Origin of the sequence: Streptomyces sp. NPDC007896 (assembly GCF_042959425.1) — a bacterium.
In the GTDB taxonomy this organism is placed as follows: domain Bacteria; phylum Actinomycetota; class Actinomycetes; order Streptomycetales; family Streptomycetaceae; genus Streptomyces.
In genome coordinates, this window is the sequence record NZ_JBIBKX010000002.1 from 548,083 (window position 1) to 561,880 (window position 13,798).

Sequence of the window (13,798 nt, forward strand, 5' to 3'; positions counted from 1 at the left end):
ACCCGTGCCGAACCCCTTCGACGACCCGAACGGGACCTATCTGGTCCTGGCCGACGGGAAAGGCCACCACTCGTTGTGGCCGTCCTTCGTCGACATCCCCGCCGGCTGGGCCGTCGCCCGTCCCGCCGGCACCCGCCAGGAGTGCCTGGACCACATCGACCATCACCCGGCCGACCGACAGGAGCACGAAACCACATGACCACGACACTGAGTGACGAAGCAGCGAACGACATCGAGGAACTGGCACGCATCCGTGCGCTGGTGCGGCACGGCATCGACGGCCGCGAGGACCACCACGGGCCGAGGCTGCTCCGGCGCCTCGCCGAGGACCGGCAGGGCGGACCGTACGGGCACTTCTCGGTGCGCCCCTACGGCCCACTGCTGGGTGCGCAGATCGAGGGCCTGAACCTGTCCGAACCGCTGGCCCCGGAGGTCTTCGAGGAACTGGACCGTGCCCTGCTGGAGTGGAAGGTCCTCTTTTTCCGCGGGCAGGAACTCACCCACGAGCAGCAGCGGGCCTTCGCCGCCAACTGGGGCGAGATCGACCAGCACCCGTTCCTGCCCAAGGGCGCCTCCCAGGACGTCGTCCGCCTGGAGAAGGGCGCTGCCAACCCCGGCTTCGAGAACGTCTGGCACCACGACTTCCCCTGGATCCCCAACCCGCCGCTCGGCGCGGTCCTGCGGATGGTGGAGATGCCCGAGGCCGGGGGCGACACGCTCTTCGCCGACACCGGGGCGGCCTACGACAACCTGCCCGACGAGGTGAAGAGGCGCCTGGAGGGCCTGCGGGCGGTGCACGACTTCACACCGTCGGCGAACTACCGCGACCTGCTGACGGACGAGCAGCGCCGGCACTTCCAGGAGTTGTTCCCGCCCGTCGCCCATCCGGTGGTGCGGACCCACCCGAGGACAGGACGCAAGAGCCTCTTCGTCACCTCCATCTTCACCACCCACATCGAAGGGCTGGAGCCCGCGGAGAGCGAGGAACTGCTGCGGTACCTGTTCCGGCAGGTCCAGTACCCCGAGTACCAGGTGCGTTTCCGCTGGCAGCCGGGAGACGTGGTGTTCTGGGACAACCGCGCGGTGCAGCACTACGCCACGTCCGACTACTACCCCCACCGTCGTGTCGTGGACCGTGCGGCCATCGCCGGTGACCGGCCGTTCTGAGGTGGCCGCCCGCACGGCCGTCGTGAGCGGCGGCACCCGCGGCATCGGACTGGAGCTGTCCAGGCGGCTCAGCGCCCTGGGTTACCACGTCCTCGCCCTTTACCGGGGAGACGAGCGGGCGGCCCGTGCGGCCGCCGGGCAGCGCGGAGACGGCATCGAAGCCGTGCGGATCGACCTGACCCGCCCGGCCGAGGTCCGGGCGGGCTGCGAGCGCATCCTCGCCGCCCACGGCGCACCGCACGTCCTGGTGAACAACGCCGGTGTCAACCGGGACCGGCCCTTCCTGGAACTGACCGACGAGGACTGGGACCAGGTGATCGCCACCAACCTGTCCGGGCCGTTCCACCTCACCAGGGCGCTGGCCCCGGCGATGGTGGCGGCGGGCCGCGGATCGATCGTGAACATCGGCGCGACCACCGCCATCCGGCCGCGGCCGAACGGGGCCAACTACTGCGCCAGCAAGGCCGGGCTGCTCCAGCTCACCCGGTGTCTGGCGCTGGAACTCGCGCCGGCGGTCCGGGTCAACGCGCTGATCCCCGGTTTCACCGACACACCCGAGGTCGTCGAGCGGTACCGGCTGGACGAGGCGGAGCCACGCCGGCGCGTTCTCGGCCAGATCCCGCTCGGGCGGATCGGCACGGTGACGGACGTCGCCGACGCCCTCGAATTCCTGGTGACCGATCGGAGCCGCTATCTCACCGGCCAGCAACTGGTCGTCGACGGCGGCCACTTCATGGGCTGAGCGCCACCGCGCCGGGCCCGTCCTCAACACAGCGAGAGAAGCGAAGAATTGATGAGCGAGGAACAGATCGACCGCTACCACGAGGACGGTTTCCTCCTGGTGGAGTCCGCACTCACCGCCGCCGAAGTGGCGTCCCTGCGTACGGCGTTCGAGCGCGACTGCGAGGTCCCCGGACCCCAGCGGATCGTCGAGGACGACGGTGCCGCGGTGCGGGCCGTCTACGCCTCCCACCAGCGCCAACCGGAGTACGCCGCACTGCTGCGTGACCCCCGGGTCCTGGGACCGGTCCGGCAGTTGCTGACCGAGGACGTCTACCCCTACCAGTTCAAGATCAACGCCAAGCCGGCCTTCGGAGGCGAACGCTGGTCGTGGCACCAGGACTACGTCGCCTGGCGGATTGCCGACAACCTGCCCGCCCCCCGCCAGATCAACGTCGGTGTCTTCCTCGACGACGTGGACGAGTTCAACGGCCCGGTCATCTTCGTCCCCGGCTCCCACCACGCCGGCCTGGTGCGCGACGACCGCCGCCAGGGGGCCAAGTCCGAGCTGCACCTCGACCCGGACGACATCGCGCTCACCGCCGAGCAGCTCGCCGACCTGGTGGCCACGCACGGCATGACCAGCCCCAAGGGACCGGCCGGCTCGCTGGTCTTCTTCTCCCCCGAGATCGTGCACGGTTCGGCTCCGAACATGTCCCCGTTCCCCCGTCGGCTTCTCATCGCGACCTACAACGACACCACGAACCTGCCGAGCTGGCCCGGTGAACCACGCCCGGACCACGTGGTCCTGCGCGACACCCGGCCGCTGGTGCCCCTCGAGGAGACGTTCCTCGCATCCCTCGACGGAGCCGCACGATGACCGCACGACCCGTACCGCGGTCGCGTGCCCTGGTCCTGGAGGAGTTCGACCAGCCCCTGAGGCTGCGGGAGTTCGACCTGCCGCCGGCCCCTGCGGGCGGGCTGGTGGTGGCCTGCGGTTACGGCGGGGTGTGCGGAACCGATCTGCACCTTCAGAAGGGCCACCTCGCGGTGCCCACCCCGCTGGTGCTCGGCCACGAAGGTCTCGGCGTGGTGCAGGAGCTGGGCCCCGGCACCGGCGTGGACGCGGCCGGCCGGCCGCTGCGGGTGGGGGATGCGGTGATGTGGGCCTCCTCCATCGCCTGCGGCGTCTGCGTGCCCTGCCGCCAGTACCGGGAGCCGACGCTGTGCGAGCAGCGCCGCACCTACGGCGTGAACCGCTCCACGGCGGAGGAACCGGCTCTTTCGGGGGCCTGGGCCGAGCACATCGTGCTGCGTCCGGGGACCACGGTCGTCAGGCTCGACCCGGGGGTCGATCAGGTGGCCGCGATGTCTTTGGCCTGTGCCGGTCCGACGGTGGTGCACGCCCTCCACGAGCGTCGGCCGGTCCGGCTGGGCGAGACGGTCCTGGTCCAGGGCAGCGGGCCGGTGGGCCTCGCGGCCGCGGCACTGGCCCAGCTCTCCGGCGCGGGCAAGGTGATCATCGTGGGCGGCCCCGCCGAGCGGCTGCGACTGGCGGCCGAGGCCGGCATCGGCGATGTGCACATCGACATCGCCGGCGCGGCAACACCCCAGGAGGTGCCGGCCGAGGTGCTGGAGGCGACCGGGGGGCTCGGCGCCGATCTGGTGATCGAGTGTGCGGGAGTGCCCGCAGCGGTGGCCCAGGGTCTCTCCCTGGCCCGGCGCGGGGGCTCCTACCTGGTGATCGGCCAGTACACGGACGCCGGTGACACGGTGCTCAACCCGCACCAGATCGTCTTCCGGCAGCTGGACGTGATCGGTTCCTGGGCGTTCTCCGGAGCGCACCTGGTCGAGTACGTGAAGCTTCTCCCGGCACTGACGGCGCGCTTCGATCTCGCCCGGCTGGTGACGGTGTTCCCGCTGAGCGACCATGCCGAGGCGCTGGCACGGGTGTCCGACGGATCGGTGATGAAGGCGGTCTTCACCGGCTGAGCGGTGCAGGTGTCGCGCTGAAGGGGTTCCACCCGGGCCACCGGGAGGAACCCCTTCGTCCTGCCTCAGCCGTGCAGGACGGGCGCTGCCGTCTTCTCCGCGTCGGTCGCGGCGGACGGGCCGGTGTCCTGGCGGGGAGCGTCGATGAGGGTGAAGGCGGCCAGCGCGGCGATGCCGAGGATCGACACGGCCCACCAGGTCGCGACCGTGTACCCGTGGACGGCGGCGTGATTGGCGTAGCCGGTCCTGCCGAGGGACCGGGCCTGCCGAAGGTGCCGGGCGGCCCAGCGGTGGCCCGAACTGCTCGCGACGGTGTTCAGCAGCGCGGTCCCGATCGAACCGCCGACCTGCTGCGAGGTGGAGACCATGGCGGAGGCCACGCCGGCGTCCTGCGGCTGCACGTGGTGTGTGGCCAGACTCGTCGCGGGCATGAAGGCCGTCCCCATGCCGAGCCCGAGCAGCACCTGGGCGGGCAGCACCACAGAGACGTACGAGCTCTCGACCCGGAGCTGGGTCAGCATCAGGATGCCGAGGGCGGAGACCAGGAAGCCCGTGCCCATCAGCAGCCGGGGCGGCAGCACGTTCATCAGCCGGGAGCCGATCTGGGTGGACCCGGTCACCATGCCGACGATCATCGGGAGGAAGGCGAGTCCGGTGGCGAAGGGGGTGTAGCCCTTCACGACCTGCAGGTAGTAGGTGAGGAAGAGGAAGAGGCCGAACATCCCGATGACGGACAGCCCGAGGGAGAGGTACACCCCGCCGCGGTTGCGGTCGGTGACGACCCGCAGGGGAAGCAACGGCGTCGCGACCCTACTTTCGACCACGACGAACACGGCGAGCAGGAGCACCGCGGCGACCAGCAGGGTCACGGTGACGTGCGCGTGCCACCCGTGCGTCTCGGCCTGTGAGAAGCCGAGGACGAGCGAGACCAGACCAGCGGTCGCCAGCAGGACTCCGGGAATGTCCAGCCGGGACCTCGGGGGCCGATCAGCGGGTTCGCGGATCACGGTCACGGCGCCGACGATCCCGGCGACCGCGAAGGGGATGTTGACGTACAGCGCCCAGCGCCAGCTCAGATACTGCGTGAGCACACCGCCGAGGATCAGTCCGAGCGCGCCGCCGCCACCGGAGACGGCACCGTAGATGCCGAACGCCTTGGCACGCTCTTTCGGTTCACTGAACGTCACGGCCAGCAGGGACAGGGCGGCCGGCGCCAGCAGAGCCCCGAACACTCCCTGCAGCGCGCGGGCGGCCAGCAGGGTCGCCGTGCCGACCGCCGCACCGCCCAGCGCGGAGGCTCCCGCGAAGCCGACGAGGCCGACGATGAACATACGGCGGCGCCCGGCCAGGTCGGCGATGCGGCCGCCGAAGAGCAGCAGCCCGCCGAAGGCCAGCGAGTAGGCGGTGATGACCCACTGGCGGTTGCCGTCGGAGATGCCGAGGTCGTGCTGCGCCGACGGCAGGGAGATGTTGACGACCGTGGTGTCGAGAACGACCATCAGCTGGGCAAGTGCGATGAATATCAGCGCTTTCCAGCGCCGGGAGTCTGCCCGTCGGGCGTCCGGACGGGGCGGCGTCCCTTGCATCGTGTGATCCCTCGCGGAAGTAGGGGGAACCGGGCGCCGGCCCGTGACCGGTGCCCCTGACGTCAAGCCATGTGCGGGGTGATGCCCGCGCGCCCTATGACTCCGGCTCCGGGGCCGCTGACTCCGGCTCCGGGGCCGCGGGGGTCGGCGCGATGCCGAGTTCGGGCAGGATCGCCGAGAGCGTCGCGACCGCGGCCTCCAGCGCTTCCCGCGCACCCGGTCCCTCGCCCGCCGTCCGCGCGAGGATGCCCTCACGGATGGCGAGCAGGGTGGCCGCGACCCCGCCGACCGGCGCGACCCCGCGGGCCACCCCGGGACAGCACCGCTGGAGCAGCTCTGCCAGGGCGTCCCGGACGGTTCGGTCGTGTTCGTCCAGCTTGGCGCCGAGCCGCGGATCCCTGGCGGCGTGGATGCGGAACTCCAGGAACAGCAGGATCCAGTTCCGCTCCAGCGCGTCGACCTCCAGCAACGCCCGGGCCACGCCCTCGGCCGAGACGGCACCGGGCCCGTCGAGCAGCCGTTCCAACTGGTCGAGACGGTCCGCCGAGTGGCGATCGAAGAGCGCGAGGACCAGGTCGTCCTTGCCGCGGAAGTTGGAGTAGAACGCGCCTCGCGTGTATCCCGCGGCGGCACAGAGGTCCTCGATCGTCGTCTGGGCGTAGCCGTGCTCCACGATGACGCGTTCAGCCGACTCCAGCAGCCGCGCACGGGTGTGCACGCGGCGGCGGGGCGGGCGGGTCTCTCGTCCGGGCAGGGCGTCTGGTGTACTCACGGATTCACGATACACAGTGTATTGAATGCGCTGTGTATTGAATGCGTCATATATTTAGTTCATCGTGTACCGAACTCGGGAGCCGGGTCTGTGGAGTCCGGACCTGCCCCTGTGCTACAGGGGCAGGTCCGGCGGGCTTCAGCTGACGGCGTACGCGTTGTACACCGTGGTCGTCGAGCTGTCGCCGTGGGTGTCGGTGACCGTCGAACGCAGGCCGACGTGGCCGGAGGCCGGGTTGTGGACGGCGATGGACCACTTGCCGCCGGACAGCTTCGCGGTGGCGGCGTGCCAGTGGGTGCCGTTGTCGGTGGTGTACCAGGCATGCACGGACTTCACGCTGTCCGACAACTGACGCACCGTGCTGTCGTCCGAGCCGTTGCGCTGCATACCCAGGGCGATGGTCGTGGTCGACCCAGGAGCCGCCTGGTTCCTGCTGTTGAGCGCTTCGGGCCAGAACCGGGTGATGTAGTCCCGGATCTGCTGGTTCTTGCTGGGATCGGCGTAGAAGTGCAGGCTGAGGCTGGAGCTGGTCGACAGCGAACCGGACGGCAGGCTGCGATGACCGGTTTCATTGAGCGTGTACCAGCCCGCACCGGGGATCCGGGGGTGCCCGTCGACGTCCTCCCCTGGCGCGTAGTTGTGCGAGTAGAGCGTCTTGCCCGCGTGGGTCAGCTTCACGGTGCCGCCTGCCAGCGTCCCGCCGGCAGGAAGGGTGGGGTCGGCGAACATGTTGATGGACCCGACGTACAGCTGGTGGTACCAGGTGTTGGGCAGTCGCCCGCCAGGCCCCCAGACCGCGTGGCCGAGGGCCAGCGAGGTCGTCTTGCCGGCGGCGTACTCGTGGAACCCGTCGTAGATGAAGTCACGGCTCTGCTGGCCCACGTTCCACTCGCCCGGCGGGAGGTGGACGCTGAAGGAGTTGGGCAGGTCACGTTGGAACCAGAGCGAGTTCGTGGACATCGAGCAACCGCCGCCGCCCGTCGACTGGTAGCTGAACGAGAACTGCGCCTGTCCGCTGTCGGGGCCGGAACGGGCAGACACCTTGAGGGTGGTCAGCCCGGACTTCTTGAGTGTCGCGGACACCCCGGACGGCACGCCGCCCCTGTGCGTGGCGGAGGCCAGCCAGAAGTCCCCGCCGGTCGCCGACTGCGGCTGGTACGCGGTGCCGTAGGACACCTCGTACGCCTTGCTGCTCGTCGGGATGACGTACAGGTCACCCGCCTGCGCCGAAATGCCCATGGTGGCGGGGCTGTTGTCGGAGGCGCAGACGTACGCGCTGACCGTGTGGTCGTATCCGCTGCCCGGTTTCGGGCTGAGCGAGACGTTGACCGGGCGGCCCTTCCGGGCGTCGAACGTGGTCTTCGTGGCCCCGGAGACCGTCACACTGTGGCCGCCGACGGTGGCGCCGTCATCCCCGGCGTCGGTGAAGGATGTGACGAGTTCGTAGCTGCCGTTGGGCAGCGACGTCGCCTTGTTGCTGTCGATGTAGCGGAAGTCGTTCGTTTTCGTGTTGTAGACCGCCACTTGGGCGTGAACCGGCTTGCCGCTCCGGTCCAACGTCCTCACGGTGATTGACCCTTTGGCTGCGGCCGACACCGTGGAAGCGCCGGCCAGGAGAAGCGGCACGAGTACGGTGACGACACTCGCGGCTGCTGTGGTTCGTCGCATCAAACCCCCCATAGGTGCGCGACAAAAGCGAGTCACCGTAGCGCACAGGGGATGCGTCACCCTCACAGGCCCCTCCTGCGTCGAAACAACACCGTGGTGAACCGTTGGCCAACGCCGTACGCTCCCTGTGATCAACCAGGACTCCATGGGGGGACATCCATGCACGCAACCACGCGCCTTGCCCTGTTCGGCACCAGCATCGCGCTGGTCGCCCCCGCATTCGGCGCCACCGCCGCCCAGGCGGAGGACGGCGGCTCAGGCAACATCACGATCGACAAGGTCGTCGTCAACGGCGGCAAGCCGGTCGTGGTCGGTACCACCAAGGTGGTGACCGCCAAGGTCTCCGTGACCGCGTCGGACGATTCGGGCATCGCCGAGACCACGTACATCAGCGCCTTCGGTCCGAAGCCGAACTTCGCGCAGATCTGGTACGACGACGGCGAGATCACGTGCGTCAAGGCGAGCGCCACCACGTCGACCTGCACGGGCACGCTGACCTTCGACCCTCAGGCGGCGACCGGCTTCGTCAACAACAGCGCGGCGGCCACCTGGGACCTCGCCACGCTGGTCTCCGCCCATGACGACGACTACATCCACCGGGACGCGGCCACCACGTTCAAGGTGCAGCGCTACTCGACGCTGACGGTCAACGCCTCGCCGGAGCCGGTGAAGAAGGGCAAGACCATCACGGTCACCGGCAAGCTCTCCCGGGCCAACTGGGAGGACAACAAGTACCACGGCTACACGAACCAGTCGGTGAAGCTGCAGTTCCGCAAGAAGGGCAGCACCACCTACACCACCGTGAAGACGATCAAGTCCAACTCGACGGGCAACCTCAAGACGACCGTCACCGCCTCCACCGACGGCTACTTCCGCTACAGCTTCGCGGGCACGACGACGACCCCGGCGGCCAACGCGGCCGGCGACTTCGTGGACGTCCGATAGCCACGTACTGAGAGCGGTCGAGTCTCCTCGCCCTGATCAGGTCGATCGTGGAGAGTCGTCGACGTCGACGAGGATCGCGGCTGCGCCGTGCACCTCGTGGCCCCTTCTCCAGCACAGCGGCGAGCCGCCCGCACTGCTCCGCTCTGTGCCTCTGCATGTCCGACGTACCCGGACGGAAACCCGCTTGATCCGGGGGCGGGGGGGCGACCTGGGGGTTCGCTGCCGGCGGCTGTGGCTCGTCGGTCACTGTCGGTCGCCGTTGAGGGCCCTCGGGCGGCCTGGCAAGGCCGGGCGGCTTCGACGCGCATTGGACAGAAGCCAGTACAGAAGCCAGTACAGAAGCCAGTGATTGCTCCGGGGTGGCGGAGCGCCGGTATGTGGGCGCTGTGCCCGCGGCCGCTGATGCGGACAAGCCGGTCCAAATCTAGACTGGCGAAGGCGTAGAAAGTACTGGATTAGGGAGATATGCACCATGGCCAAGCGAGGGAACAAGCGACGCGCCCGTAAGAAGAAGAAGGCCAATCACGGCAAGCGTCCCAACGCCTGAGCCAACCGAGCAGAGGGCCGCGGGGTCCCATGTCTTCGCCGCCCGGATCGAGGTCAAGGACCGGGATCCCGCAGCGCTGCGGGAGCACGGCAAAGAGCCGGACCCGACGGGACCAGGGCCGGCTCTTGGAGGCAGGGCGCTTTTCCAGACTCGGGCAGGGAACGATCAAACCTGCGCGCACGGGGCATCGACTTCCAGGCGCCTGCGCACCAGCTTCTCCGTCATGTGACCACCAGCGGTGAAAACCGTCCGCGGTTTCCCATATGAGCTCACCCGGCTATGAGCTCACTCGGCGGGGAAGGCCAGCCGCAGAACGATCTCACCGTCGTCCATCTCCCCGGTGGGCTCGAACCCGAACCTCTGGTAGAAGGGCCACGGTTCGCCGTCACCGGGCTCGTAGCTGGTCAGCAGCTCGGTGGCGCCGTCCGCGCGAACCAGGGCGGCGACCTGCGTGAGCGCCTCTCGGCCGACCCCTCGCCGCTGGTACCGCTTGTCGACGAGGAGGCGCCAGAGGAAGTGCCGCCCTTTGAAAGGACCGGCCGGCGGCTTCCACGACAGCATCACGAAACCGACTGGCTCGTCGCCCCGGTATACGGCGCGGTACCAGGGATTGGCCTCCGGTTTCTTTGCCGCCTCCTTGAGCGACCTGGACACGGAAGCGACGAACTGCTTCTGGTCCCGTCGGACCCGGAGGGCACGAACGGCATCCCGGTTTGCGTCGGTGATCTCCCGTAGGTGCACACCTGGGGACCTCATGCCACACCCCTTCCGCATCCGGCAGCCGCGCCATCCGGACCGACGTGAAGAGCCGCCACCGGGCGGCATTCCCTTGTGCGTACGCGTTGTCGAGGACGCCAGGTTCGACGTCTTCGCAGCGTATTCGACACGGGCGATCCGAAGCGGGACTGGCACGCCGAGCTGTGACCACGTCCGAGACAGCTCCTGGCGGAGAGCAATTCGACCTGACACGGCGATGCTCGTGCCCAGAGCCCAGAGCCCAGAGCCCAGAGCCCAGAGCCCAGAGCCCAGAGCCCAGAGCCCAGAGCCCAGAGCCCAGAGCCCAGAGCCCAGAGCCCCCTGCCGGGGGTGGGACACCGCGGGCCGGGCACGCAAGGGGCACCGTCTGCAATGACGCCCGCGTACGCGGCCCGGCTGTGACGTGATCGGGGGGTACACAGACAGACACGCGGCCACGCCAAAGGGCCCTCTGAACTGCTATTCAGCTGTCGGGGTGGCGGGATTTGAACCCACGACCTCTTCGTCCCGTCAGAGCGTTGGTGTGCCTTGGTCTTGAGTGGCGTCGAAGAGTCCGCCTTTCAAGATCTACTCCCGCCTCACTCCCCGGAACTCCCCGCATGGGGGGCCGAGTTGTCCGTCTGGGGAGGGGCACCGTCACAGATGCATCATCGACATGAGGTCAGGGCTCCGCATTATCAGGAAAGTCTGCGAGGGCAGGGCGCCCGTGCTGCGCGCCGCATCCCGGGCACGGCAACGGCGTGAAGCGGAGGTCGCCCGGTCTGCTCCCGACCGCCTCGGCCAGGATTCTGCGCAGCGCCAGATGAGCAGTGACATAGCGGCGGCGATGCTCCTCGAAACGGAAGGCCGCTGCGCGCTGCCGTTCGCTCTCGTCAAGTAGATCGAACGCGCCTATGTGCCCGACATCCGTGCGTATCAGCCATAGTTACGCAACGCTGTGGATGCCAGTTCCCTCACATTGTCCATAACTCAAGGTATTTAGTCGCGGTTCCCGGATCTTTTCAACTGGAGTGGCCTGGCCCGATTCTCCAGGTCATCGACCGCCCTGTGGAGCCAGTCCGTCGCTCGGCAGTAAGCGTCGGTGCGGTGGCTGCCCAGCACTCAGCAACCAGGGGAGTGACAAATCGGTTTCTTCAGAGCCACCCACGTTGTGCGGCTTTGATACCTGCTTCGAACCGGCTGGAGGCGCTGAGGCGTTCCATGATTGAGGCGACTTGTCGCCGGATGGTGCGATCGGTGAGGCCGAGGCGCTGTCCGGCCGCCTCGTCTGTGAGGCCGGTGCCGAGCAGGCGCAGGAGTTCGCGTTCGTGGTCGGTGAGGCCGGCTCGAGGGTCGTCGGGGCGGGTGGTTCCGAGGGGTACAGCAGTGTTCCAAGCCTGCTCGAAGAGTTCGAGCAGGGCGGTGACGATGCCGGGTTCGGTGACGTGCAGTGCACCTTTGCGGTTGTCGGCGGGGTCGGTCGGCACCAAGGCGTGGGTTCGGTCGACGATGACCACGCGCTGGGGGATGGTGGGGGCTGTGCGGACTTCTCCGCCGTGGCTGAGCAGCTCGTGAGCGTAGGCGGCGATGTGGGTGCGGTGGCGGGCGTGTTCCTGATACAGGGCGCGCAAGGTGACGCCACGGCCAAGGGCTGCGAGGTCGTGGTCGCGTCCAGCGCTGAGGTCGTCGGGGCGCTGGACGCCGGGTTGAGCGCCGATGATCTCGGTCTGGGCGGTGCGGCACAGGCGTTCGAGCCGGTTGTGGATGGCGTCCATGCCGAGTAGGCGTTCGCCGTGGGCGGAGCGTTGTTGGGCGCGATCGGCGACCATGCGGGTGACCGCCGCGCGGGATGCGGCCAGTTGGGCCTGCCGGGCTGCGAGTTCGGCCTCCTGGCGGGCAACGATGTCGGCCAAGCCGATGTCGGGGTCGACGGCCCGCATCTGTCCGGGGTGCTCGCTGGACGCGCGGACCAGCATTAGCTGGCCGAGTTCGTCGAAACAATCGTGGACCTGTGTGGGAGTCAGGCCGCATACGTCAGCGATTTGGTCGACACCGTGGTCAGGGTGGTCGAGCATCGCCTGGTAGACGTCTGCGGCGTCCTTGCTCACTCCGAGTGCTTGCAGCATCCGCTGGTTCCCCCCTGAACGCCGCCCCCCGGCCGCGCGTCGAGCCTCATACTCTCAATCTTGAGCGCCACCATTCAAGGTCATTTGGATCACAGGTCTCGGAGTCAGCCGACGGAAATTCCACCGATGGCATATTGGCGCCTGGTCTGGGGCCTGTCCGGCGGATCTTGTCGCGGGCGCGGGGTCTGGCACGCCGACCTGCGGCGTTGTCGTCGGTTGCCGACTCCCCCAAGCTCTTCAGGAGCAGGGCGGACCCCTATCGCGTCGCCGCCCTCCTCCGCCTTGCATCTCGACGCTCCCCCAATCTCTCGAATCCGCTCGAGCAGGGGGACCCCATGACCCCTCTCGCCAACGCAAAGAGGGGGCCGCCACTTCAAGTGCGACCTGATCTGCCGGACAGGCCCTAGGCGCGATAACCGGACGAAACTGGCATCTACCCAAAATGGGCGTGGCTGCGTGTCCTGATCCGGATAGGCCCTGTTCAGGACTCCCGGAAAGCTTTCCAACGGTCTGGGTCAGCGGCGAAGCTACTCATCGCCGACACGGGACAGCCCGTACGGCAGCCGGCGAAGCGTCAACCGCGGGACGCGAGACCGGAACAGGACACCTCGCCATGTAATTCGGAAGGAATGGTCACCATGATCCGCACCTGTATCGCCAAGGCCACCGCGGTCGCCGCCCTCGTGCTCGGCATCACAGTGCTCCTTACCCCCGCCACGGTCGCGTCCGCACCTTCCACCACGGCCATAGCCGCCTCGGCCCCTGCCACCCAGATGGCGCTCCCCGACACCGGTACCTGGGGCGGCTGACCGCCACATGGACATCGTTTACACCAGCCTGAACCGTCGTAGCAGGGTCCTTGCCGATCCGACGAGCGAGGTGTCCGAGGTGCTGGGCGCCCTTTGGGCCCACACGACACTCGAGGACGGTCTGCAGCACGCTTCCGGCCATGCTCAGAGAGACCGTGTCGACCTGCTGGTGTACCTGCTCACTCGCGATCCCACCGCGCCCGGCTTCCGCAGCGCGACATACCGCACTGCCTCCCTGCTTCACCGCTGTCATGCGGCTTCACCGCTGATGCAGCGCCGCTATCTGCCACCCAACGTGCTGGTGTAGTCGCGTCACCAACCGCTTTCCGAACGCCGCCGCGGCCGGTTTTTGCCTTTCGACCGCTGTTCCTGCAGGACAGCAGTCCGCACCAAGCCTCAGAGCGCTTCGTGCCTGAAGGCATTTCCCTTCGCCAGGTCCTCGCGATGGCTGTTCCCACACGACAGCCGCAATGACGCGTAAGCCATGCCTTCCCATATCCCTCCCCTTGGAAAGGGGCGATCAGCCATGCCTGCCATCCGCCGCCGCATCTTCGCCGGTTCCGCTGTTTCCGCCAGGGCAGCGGTCGGCCCGTGTGCGTCGGCGACAGACCACATCGGCACTGAGACGGTGCCGACGGACACGGAGAACTGGGGTCTGGGACCGAGCCGGCCGGCTTGCCTCGTCGAACCCCGGCCGGTCGCAGCGCAGCGTGCGGGCGGCCTGCCCACGA

At 68.5% G+C, this 13,798-nt stretch carries 14 protein-coding genes; 9 read left to right on the top strand and 5 right to left on the bottom strand.

Annotated elements, in window-relative coordinates; genetic code table 11:
• The first annotated feature begins 4 nt into the window (after positions 1-4).
• From ACFZDJ_RS10120 to ACFZDJ_RS10140, 5 genes are read left to right on the top strand one after another with little or no spacing between them, the layout of a single operon-like run.
• Positions 5-199: an MbtH family protein gene (locus ACFZDJ_RS10120; protein ID WP_384917507.1), complete on the top strand. Its 195-nt coding sequence runs from the start codon at positions 5-7 to the stop codon at positions 197-199.
• Complete coding sequence (locus ACFZDJ_RS10125; protein ID WP_384917510.1) at positions 196-1,167, top strand: TauD/TfdA dioxygenase family protein; 972 nt, start codon at positions 196-198, stop codon at positions 1,165-1,167. The genes ACFZDJ_RS10120 and ACFZDJ_RS10125 overlap by 4 nt, the downstream gene beginning before the upstream one ends.
• Positions 1,151-1,909 (top strand): glucose 1-dehydrogenase, encoded by a 759-nt coding sequence (locus ACFZDJ_RS10130; RefSeq protein WP_391057594.1) that lies wholly within the window; start codon positions 1,151-1,153, stop codon positions 1,907-1,909. Before ACFZDJ_RS10125 ends, ACFZDJ_RS10130 begins: the two co-directional genes overlap by 17 nt.
• Positions 1,910-1,960: 51 nt before the next feature.
• The gene (locus ACFZDJ_RS10135) at positions 1,961-2,767 is read left to right on the top strand and encodes a phytanoyl-CoA dioxygenase family protein (protein WP_391057597.1); all 807 of its coding nucleotides are present in this window, start codon (positions 1,961-1,963) and stop codon (positions 2,765-2,767) included.
• On the top strand, positions 2,764-3,879 hold the full coding sequence (locus ACFZDJ_RS10140) for a zinc-binding dehydrogenase (protein WP_391057600.1): 1,116 nt from the start codon (positions 2,764-2,766) through the stop codon (positions 3,877-3,879). Before ACFZDJ_RS10135 ends, ACFZDJ_RS10140 begins: the two co-directional genes overlap by 4 nt.
• A 65-nt stretch (positions 3,880-3,944) precedes the next feature.
• On the opposite strand, the gene ACFZDJ_RS10145 is transcribed toward ACFZDJ_RS10140, so the two are convergent.
• The 3 genes from ACFZDJ_RS10145 to ACFZDJ_RS10155 all read right to left on the bottom strand — a co-directional run bounded on the left by ACFZDJ_RS10145 (position 3,945) and on the right by ACFZDJ_RS10155 (position 7,803).
• On the bottom strand, positions 3,945-5,465 hold the full coding sequence (locus ACFZDJ_RS10145) for a DHA2 family efflux MFS transporter permease subunit (protein WP_390934215.1): 1,521 nt from the start codon (positions 5,463-5,465) through the stop codon (positions 3,945-3,947).
• 94 nt (positions 5,466-5,559) lie between these two features.
• A complete protein-coding gene (locus ACFZDJ_RS10150; protein WP_391057603.1) occupies positions 5,560-6,237 on the bottom strand; it encodes a TetR family transcriptional regulator in 678 nt (225 codons plus the stop codon).
• A gap of 138 nt (positions 6,238-6,375) precedes the next feature.
• A complete protein-coding gene (locus tag ACFZDJ_RS10155; protein ID WP_391057606.1) occupies positions 6,376-7,803 on the bottom strand; it encodes a hypothetical protein in 1,428 nt (475 codons plus the stop codon).
• A gap of 261 nt (positions 7,804-8,064) precedes the next feature.
• Between ACFZDJ_RS10155 and ACFZDJ_RS10160 the strand changes: the two genes are divergently transcribed.
• Together ACFZDJ_RS10160 and ACFZDJ_RS10165 are read left to right on the top strand one after the other, a co-directional pair.
• The gene (locus ACFZDJ_RS10160) at positions 8,065-8,850 is read left to right on the top strand and encodes a calcium-binding protein (RefSeq protein WP_391057609.1); all 786 of its coding nucleotides are present in this window, start codon (positions 8,065-8,067) and stop codon (positions 8,848-8,850) included.
• A gap of 472 nt (positions 8,851-9,322) precedes the next feature.
• Positions 9,323-9,397: a 50S ribosomal protein bL37 gene (locus tag ACFZDJ_RS10165; RefSeq protein ID WP_100661309.1), complete on the top strand. Its 75-nt coding sequence runs from the start codon at positions 9,323-9,325 to the stop codon at positions 9,395-9,397.
• A 285-nt stretch (positions 9,398-9,682) separates the two neighbouring features.
• Here ACFZDJ_RS10165 and ACFZDJ_RS10170 read toward each other — a convergent pair whose 3' ends face one another.
• Together ACFZDJ_RS10170 and ACFZDJ_RS10175 are read right to left on the bottom strand one after the other, a co-directional pair.
• Positions 9,683-10,153 (bottom strand): GNAT family N-acetyltransferase, encoded by a 471-nt coding sequence (locus ACFZDJ_RS10170; protein ID WP_391057611.1) that lies wholly within the window; start codon positions 10,151-10,153, stop codon positions 9,683-9,685.
• Positions 10,154-11,286: 1,133 nt separating this feature from the next.
• A complete protein-coding gene (locus ACFZDJ_RS10175; protein ID WP_390934219.1) occupies positions 11,287-12,258 on the bottom strand; it encodes a LuxR C-terminal-related transcriptional regulator in 972 nt (323 codons plus the stop codon).
• A gap of 638 nt (positions 12,259-12,896) precedes the next feature.
• Here ACFZDJ_RS10175 and ACFZDJ_RS10180 point away from each other — a divergent pair.
• Complete coding sequence (locus tag ACFZDJ_RS10180; protein ID WP_384917535.1) at positions 12,897-13,067, top strand: hypothetical protein; 171 nt, start codon at positions 12,897-12,899, stop codon at positions 13,065-13,067.
• A gap of 7 nt (positions 13,068-13,074) precedes the next feature.
• Complete coding sequence (locus ACFZDJ_RS10185; protein ID WP_384917538.1) at positions 13,075-13,374, top strand: hypothetical protein; 300 nt, start codon at positions 13,075-13,077, stop codon at positions 13,372-13,374.
• Positions 13,375-13,798: the final 424 nt, after the last annotated feature.

What these genes read in the sequence shown, in the direction of transcription:
- ACFZDJ_RS10170 (WP_391057611.1), bottom strand. Translation starts at nt 10,153, where the DNA reads ATGAGGTCCCCAGGTGTGCACCTACGGGAGATCACCGACGCAAACCGG.
- ACFZDJ_RS10180 (WP_384917535.1), top strand. Translation starts at nt 12,897, where the DNA reads ATGATCCGCACCTGTATCGCCAAGGCCACCGCGGTCGCCGCCCTCGTG.
- ACFZDJ_RS10135 (WP_391057597.1), top strand. Translation starts at nt 1,961, where the DNA reads ATGAGCGAGGAACAGATCGACCGCTACCACGAGGACGGTTTCCTCCTG.
- ACFZDJ_RS10125 (WP_384917510.1), top strand. Translation starts at nt 196, where the DNA reads ATGACCACGACACTGAGTGACGAAGCAGCGAACGACATCGAGGAACTG.
- ACFZDJ_RS10145 (WP_390934215.1), bottom strand. Translation starts at nt 5,465, where the DNA reads ATGCAAGGGACGCCGCCCCGTCCGGACGCCCGACGGGCAGACTCCCGG.
- ACFZDJ_RS10175 (WP_390934219.1), bottom strand. Translation starts at nt 12,258, where the DNA reads ATGCTGCAAGCACTCGGAGTGAGCAAGGACGCCGCAGACGTCTACCAG.
- ACFZDJ_RS10160 (WP_391057609.1), top strand. Translation starts at nt 8,065, where the DNA reads ATGCACGCAACCACGCGCCTTGCCCTGTTCGGCACCAGCATCGCGCTG.
- ACFZDJ_RS10140 (WP_391057600.1), top strand. Translation starts at nt 2,764, where the DNA reads ATGACCGCACGACCCGTACCGCGGTCGCGTGCCCTGGTCCTGGAGGAG.
- ACFZDJ_RS10185 (WP_384917538.1), top strand. Translation starts at nt 13,075, where the DNA reads ATGGACATCGTTTACACCAGCCTGAACCGTCGTAGCAGGGTCCTTGCC.